Annotated in this window: 1 protein-coding gene; it reads left to right on the top strand. The window is 69.7% G+C overall.

The features are described 5' to 3' along the window. Positions 1–594 (top strand): VWA domain-containing protein (locus tag A5686_RS21810; RefSeq protein WP_156750188.1); only part of this gene is annotated, 594 nt, incomplete at both ends.

Raw genomic sequence — 594 nt, 5'->3', positions numbered from 1 at the left:
GACCATCCTGCTGGCCGTGTCGCTGGTATTGCTGACCACCGCGATGGCCGGGCCGACCTCGGACGTCCGGATTCCGCTCAACCGCGCGGTCGTGATGCTGGTGATCGATGTCTCGGAGTCGATGGCTTCGACCGATGTGCCGCCCAACCGCCTCGACGCGGCCAAGGAGGCCGGCAAGCAGTTCGCCGACCAGCTGACCCCGGCGATCAACCTGGGGCTGGTGGAGTTCGCGGCCAACGCGACGCTGCTGGTGCCCCCGACGACCAACCGCGGCGCGGTGAAGGCGGGCATCGACAGCCTCAAGCCGATGCCCAAAACCGCAACGGGAGAAGGCATTTTCACCGCTCTGCAGGCGATCGCGACGGTCGGTTCGGTGATGGGCGGCGGCGACGGCCCACCGCCGGCCCGGATCGTGCTGGAGTCCGACGGCGCCGAGAACGTGCCGCTGGACCCCAATGCCCCGCAGGGGGCGTTCACCGCGGCCCGGGCCGCCAAGGACGAGGGTGTTCCCATCTCGACGATCTCGTTCGGGACCAAGGGCGGCGAGATCGAGATGGACGGGCAGCGCGTCGCGGTCCCGGTCTCGGCAGACCA

Origin of the sequence: Mycobacterium sp. E2479 (genome assembly GCF_001667925.1) — a bacterium.
GTDB lineage: Bacteria > Actinomycetota > Actinomycetes > Mycobacteriales > Mycobacteriaceae > Mycobacterium.
The sequence above is the reverse complement of the archived record's forward strand: the minus strand, read 5'-3'. Positions and strand labels throughout refer to the sequence as shown.